The 6,000-nt window shown below is 30.0% G+C and carries 4 protein-coding genes; 1 reads left to right on the top strand and 3 read right to left on the bottom strand.

Features of this window, described 5'->3' with window-relative positions:
- Positions 1-604: 604 nt before the first annotated feature.
- Positions 605-949, top strand: coding sequence for a hypothetical protein (locus KAR67_RS08955; protein WP_002922649.1), 345 nt, complete (start codon positions 605-607; stop codon positions 947-949).
- A 24-nt stretch (positions 950-973) separates the two neighbouring features.
- On the opposite strand, the gene KAR67_RS08960 is transcribed toward KAR67_RS08955, so the two are convergent.
- The 3 genes from KAR67_RS08960 to KAR67_RS08970 form a co-directional block, all read right to left on the bottom strand.
- Positions 974-3,565 carry a conjugal transfer protein TraG N-terminal domain-containing protein gene (locus tag KAR67_RS08960; RefSeq protein WP_320653608.1) on the bottom strand — a complete coding sequence of 864 codons (2,592 nt, stop codon included), beginning with the start codon at positions 3,563-3,565 and terminating at the stop codon, positions 974-976.
- A 766-nt stretch (positions 3,566-4,331) separates the two neighbouring features.
- The gene (locus KAR67_RS08965) at positions 4,332-5,135 is read right to left on the bottom strand and encodes a hypothetical protein (RefSeq protein ID WP_060787617.1); all 804 of its coding nucleotides are present in this window, start codon (positions 5,133-5,135) and stop codon (positions 4,332-4,334) included.
- 22 nt (positions 5,136-5,157) lie between these two features.
- On the bottom strand, positions 5,158-6,000 hold an 843-nt coding region (locus tag KAR67_RS08970; protein ID WP_192801084.1), incomplete at its 5' end, for a hypothetical protein.

The raw sequence follows: 6,000 nt of genomic DNA on the forward strand, positions 1-6,000 counted from the left end.
AAATACAATTAAATCGATGAAGATTTTGGTGACTTTTCCCAAGTTAAATAAAAAAAAGAACCTCGTTAAAACCACTAAAAAATAGGTATTTTATAGCAAAAAAACTTGGCTTTTTTAATGAAATTTGCTATAATATAGCTTGTATTTAAGTACTAATAAGGCTAATCTTCCGATTGTTTAGAAAGGGGGTAGCTATGATTAGAGAAATAATCGAATTTACGATTCTCTTTTTGGAGACAGTAAATAAGATAATCGATTTAATCGACTATCTTTTAAAATAACTTTCTTACAACTATTTTATAAGATCCACGCTTAGTCTTAGCTTAATACAAACAAAAAAACTTTTAAACTTTACAAAAATAAATGATCGGAAGTGCGTGGCTTCTGATTGTTTAATGCTTAAAAGTAATGCGAACAAAGTAGCGTGAAAATACAATTAAATCGATGAAGATTTTGGTGACTTTTCCCAAGTTAAATAAAAAAAGAAATCCGTTTCAAACCACTAAAAAATAGGCATTTTATAGCAAAAATACTTGCAAAATTTATTAAAATATGGTATAATTTTATTAAAAATATGAATAAGTTATAATTGAAAGGAATAAAGATGGATAAAGCAGTAAATATGAAATCACCAAAAATGAAATTAATAAATAAAATAGCAATAGGATTAGGAGTAGCAGTAATGTTTGCTTTGATATTATTAAGCTGTTTATTAATAAATATTTATAATATAGGCATTAAACATATAATTTTAAGTTTTATAATTAGTTTAGTGTGTTTATTTTTAGTATTACTTTTAATAAACGCCACAAATAAACCGTTCAAAAAAACTTATCCTAAAAGAGATAACTGTTATGATACACATTTCAAACAAAGCGGAATATCAAAATATTCAACCCTTTCGCTGTCTAATCCTTTTTATAACAATTTATATTCTAATGAAGATTAATTGAGAAATTAATCTCAATTAATCTTAGTGTATAGCAGGATCTCCTGTTTTTCCATCTATTAGATGATTGGCTTTTTTAATTTTTTCTCCAACTTCATTGTTTAAATTAGATTTGACTGCTACACCCTTAACTTCTTGGCTATCTGGCATTGTTGTAGTGTTGCTTGTTCTTTTACTACTTTGATTTACTTGATCTTGATTTAAATTAGATTGAGTTAAAACACTTCTTTCTGATCCATCAATGGTTTTAAAATTCATACCTGCAGCGTGTGGCATAGTAGTATTATTTGGACTAACAATGCTTTGAGCGCCATATTGACTATTATACTGTGCAAGTTGTGCAGGATCATTCTTAATCATATCGGATACATAATTACCTGCTTTTGCAAAGTATTCATTTTGTTGAGCTGTATTAAGGCTGCTAAAGTCTTTATTATCTCCTGCAGCAAGATCTCTTGCAACCACATTAAGTGTATTGTCAATATTATTAGTACTGACAGATTGAATACCTTGTTCTGTTTGTGTATAGCTTTGAGCATATCCAACCATTTTTGAATAAGCTGTAGAATCGCCACCTGAAAGCGTATTGCTCCAAGAAGAATCCATACCTTTTGTGGTAGATAGAGTTTTAAGAGAAGCTCTTTCCATTGTTTCCTGATAAGCAACTTTTTCTTTATCTGAAAGCGTTCTATTTCTAGCATGCTCATCGCTTACGCTACCTTCTACACCTCCAACAGCTTCTGTACCAAATAGACTTCCACCTGCTTGAACTCTTGCATAAGCCTTGATATTAGCTTTTTCTGTTTCACTTAAATCAGTTCTCTTTTCTATTTCTTGTCCAAAATTATTACCAAAAGCCTTCTTAAATGTTTCATCTCCTTTCTCCATAAACCCTTTAGCTTCATTTAATGCACTTGCTCTACCGCTTTGACTCATATGTGAATACTGATCATTAAAGTTTTTATTCCAAGCATCAGAATTTGCTTGAGATACGCTATTAACAGTTGTCATAGTTCCTGCGCTAAGTTTGGCGCCTGACATCATACCATCAACATTTGTTCCTGTCATATTTGCATTAGAGATTTCAGAATTCTTTGTATTGTCACCCATAACTGATTGAGTATTAAATTTAGTAACCGCACCATCTATATTTATTGCATATTGAAGCGATGCTACCCCTGCATTCATCGCCCAAACTTCATCTCCTCTAGGAGCAGCAATGCTAGTTTGCGTAGATAGAGCTTGCTGATTTGCAAAGCTTCCAGCAGCTCTTGAAGCACCTGTTAGAGCTTGAGATAATCCAGAAGCAAAAGTTATAAATCCTTGCTCACTTGCTTTAGCAATTGCATAAGCTAAAACAGGAGTACTCATTACAAGATAATTCATGAAATTTGATCTACTTGCTACTTCTTTAAAGATAAGCATGTTATCTCCTAAGCTTAAAGCTGCTTTTCCACCTGTTATTACTTGTGCAACTTTCATAAGATTATAATCATTTAGATAGTTAATAATACAAAGTATAGGAGTCCAAAGCACTATCCAAATACACAGAGTAAAAAACATCTTAATATGTGCGTAAGAGCCAAACACAATAGAAAGCAAAGCAACAAGCCAAGACAAACCTATGATAATAGCTGTTAAATAAGCTTTAGCTAAAGGCAAATAAGTTTGTGCCATGTGTCCTTGTGCTTGCATACTTGCGTAAAATTGCTGATCCGCATAAGCAGTATTTGCAGCCACAGAAGCAGGATTTAATCCTACTGATTTAGCGGTATTAATGATTGCATCTTGAGAAGCAAGCATTATCATGGATTGCTGTAAATAAGATCTAGCACTTACAGCTTGTTCGTTATAGATTTGTGCAGCGCCTAAGAACTTTTGCTCATAATTTGTCATATCATCTACCATACCAAGCAAAGCAGCATGAATCTTCATAGCTTCATCTGTATCGTTTTGAATCATTTCAACGATTTGAGGACCTGCATCAGAACAAGGCACAACACTTTGTTCTTCAACATTATTGTTATTTTTAAACAAAGGAGTAAGCTGAGAGCCATTGCCTATATTTGTGAAAAGATCTTGCATTAAATTATCAGAATTTTGAAAAAGATTTCTACCTTGTTGATTAAGTAAGATACCTACTGAAACGCAGTTTCTAAAGTAAAAATCAATATTTTTTTGCAAAGTTGCATCAATAGCCGAAAGCTTTACACTTGGTAAAGTACTCATTACTTGAAGTGAAAAACCTAAACCTGCATTAGAAAAATTTGTTGATTGTGGAGTTGAAAAATGTTTTTCCATGCTTTTTAAAACTACTCTTTCAAAATTACTCATTAAAGCAAGACTAACACCCATACCCACAGGAAGTTGTGATATTACATAACTTTTGCTTGCAACTTCATCATAAACCATAAAACGATGCTTGTCATCATTACTTGAGCTTAAAAATAAATTCCAAGTAACCCCACCTAAAAGTAACAATTTGCCAAACTCCATTACAGGGCTAGTTTGATTATCAATTGCTTTTTTAAAAAAGCCTATATCCAAAGCCGCTTTAAATAGGAAATTTGCTTCAGTTGTGATACTTTTGACAGCTTGAAGCATTTCATTGATAATATCACCATAGCCCTAAGCATAAATTAAGTGATTATTATCTATTTGTGTAGCTCCAAACAAAGGTGCAACCATAAATAAAATTAATAAAAAAATTCTTTTCATAAATTATATTAAGAAGTTAAAGAGTTTGTTTGGTATAATTATAAAAGGGTGCAACGCCAAAGGGGTGCCACCCTTTAGCGTTAATTTACCGCCCAGAAGGGAGGTGAGTTTAATGCTAACCAAAATTATAGTAATAATTATACTACTTTGTATAATTATAGTCAAGTGTTATTAACACTTGATTTCCCCTTTTTTTAAGGGGAGCTATAATTTTCCCTTTGGCTTAACCAAACAAGCTTTTAACTAAGCTTATCTCCTTTCTGTTGAATTATTTTATTTTTTAATTTATATTTTTCTTGTTTATGTTAAAAGATAAGATTCAATCATAAATAAAATGTATTAAGAAGTCAAAGAGTTTGTTTGGTATAATTGCATTAAGGGTTTTGCCACAAGGCTGCAACCCTGTGGCAAAATCACGCCCTAGAAAAGGGGTGAAACTATGTTTCGTTTCGTACTTATAATTATACTAATTTGTATAATTACTGTCAAGGCTTATTAGCCTTGCCCCTTTTCTTAAGGGGCGAAACTCCCTTGTGGCTTGCACCAAACAAACTTTTAACTAAACTTCTCTTCTTTCTATTAAATTTCTATATTTTTTTATATTTTTTATTTGAACTAAATAATAAACTTAACAAGATTTAAATTTACCAAATCTACTATCTTTTTACTTCAATCTCACATTCATAATCATATTAGATAAAAAGATACTATCTTTATCAAAGTCTTTTGAGTTATATTCATTTTTTGATTGTATATTTTGCATAGTTTGCATTAAAGTTGAAAGATTGTATAAACTTAAACTTTCTAATATATTTATGAGTTCTATCTTGCTTAAAGTATTAAAATCATTTAACAATCTAAGATAATTACTTATAATAGAAGAAGAGTGAATACTATGAAATACAATTTTATTTTTTATATCTTTTTTAATAAAAAATTGATTATTTTTTATATAAAAATAATTTCTAAAATGATTATTGCTTATTATTTGATTATAAAAACTTAAAAGACTTTCTTTGCTGTTTAAGTCTATAAAATTAAGATAAAAATTCTTTTCTTCTAAAGCTAATTTTAAAGCATTAAGATTTGCAAAAGAAGCATTAAGATTTTCATTATTTTTTAAAGCAAAAACGATATTTTCTTGTTCTTGTTTTTGGGTAATAGCATATTGTAATAAAGGATTTTTATAATGTGTATCGCTATTGATTAAAACATTGATATAAAAAGCTTCTTTGCTTTTCTTAGTTAATTGAAGCAAAGATAAAAGTGTAGAAGGGATATAAAAAGAATCAAGCTTTAAATTTAAATACTTATCATAAGTATTTATATAAGTTAATTCTTGACTAAAATCCAAAGCTTGTTCTTTTAAATTTAAAAGCATTGTTCCACCTAATCCTAATAAAGCTAGATTTTTGAAATTCTCTAAAGCTTTTCTTTTTTCTAAATTGATTTGAAGTATTTTTTGCATTGTTTTTCCTTTCTTTTGTGGTTCACTCTTTTATATTATGTTCTTTAGCATAAGCTAGTATTTTAGCTCGAAGTTCTTGCGGAAAATTATATCTATAAATAGCAGGAATTCTTGGATCAAGTTTAGCATCTAATTTGTGTCTTTTGTAATACCATTCTAGATTTTCAGGGGTAAAATAATAAGGTGCATTAGGATAACCTTGAGGTGGGGTTAGGGCTGCTAATTTGGCATGTAATATTAAAGTATCATTAAAAAGTTGTGCTTCTTCTTCACTCCAATCATTAGGTGTATCGGTTCCATAGCCAGTTACCATGCCATTATAATACCCTCCCCTATGATGATCAAATTCTCTTCTGCTTTCATAAGTAGAATCTATATCCCTTGGATCTTTTATCTTACCCTCAACTATATCACTTCTTAAGGCTTTGTATATATCCCCAGATTCATCACGAGCAATTCTATATTTATTATAATCAATCACCCAATCTACTCCCATAATTTCATCTATAAAAGGAAGCATACCAAATTCATCAGGTTTTAAAGTCTTAGCTAAGGTTTTAATCTCTTGTTCTCTTAAAGGATTTTTATGCACTCCTACTAAACCACTTCCTACAGCAATATCTGCATAACCATAAATAGCACCTAATAAATTAGGTTTATCTAATATACTACTTCCTCCACTTAATTGTATATAAAGTATAGTAGCTTGGATAAATCTTGCATTAAAACCATTTTGAAACATATCATTAGCTAGGTATTTATAATCACCTAATATTCCTGCTGCCATACCCCATTCATTATGAAATAAACTTGATCTTAGATTATGTTTATTATCATCTACTATTCTATATAATTTTTCATATTT

This window comes from Campylobacter sp. JH32 (genome assembly GCF_017846535.1).
In the GTDB taxonomy this organism is placed as follows: Bacteria; Campylobacterota; Campylobacteria; order Campylobacterales; family Campylobacteraceae; genus Campylobacter_D; species Campylobacter_D coli.